The following is a 497-nucleotide window of genomic DNA, read 5'->3' on the forward strand; positions in this document are numbered from 1 at the left end:
CATGAATGGTGGTCTAATCCCAGCAGGTCAGCTACTCACTCAGCTGACTTTCTATCATCGTATGCACTATATTCATGCTACCCGCTACCGTGATAATCAAGGTACTAATGAGCTGACGTGGAACTATCGACCCGACGTAGAGTTAACCAATGAGCACGTTCTGCTGATCGATGATATCTTTGATGAAGGTATCACCTTAAAAGCCATTGTAGAAGAGTTAAAAATCGAAAATCCAGCCTCAATAAACTGCTGCGTGCTTCTTAATAAAGAACATGACCGCAAAGTTAAAGATTTTAATGTTGATTTTGTCGGTATCGACGTTGCTGATCGCTATGTGTATGGCTGTGGTATGGATTTTCATGGCTATTTGCGTCATCTGCCTGGCATCTATGCGATTAAAGAAGACCAAATTTAGCCTACAATTGCTACTAAACAAGCACCCAAGATTGGGTGCTTATTTATTATTGACTACTTTTACTACCCATCATGGATAGATC

At 40.6% G+C, this 497-nt stretch carries 1 protein-coding gene; it reads left to right on the top strand.

From position 1 onward, the window contains the following. A partial coding sequence (locus FHK88_RS03735) for a hypoxanthine-guanine phosphoribosyltransferase (RefSeq protein WP_227429431.1) occupies positions 1–415 on the top strand: 415 nt, incomplete at its 5' end. Positions 416–497: the final 82 nt, after the last annotated feature.

The organism is Psychrobacter sp. I-STPA6b (assembly GCF_020662265.1).
Taxonomy (GTDB): Bacteria; Pseudomonadota; Gammaproteobacteria; order Pseudomonadales; family Moraxellaceae; genus Psychrobacter.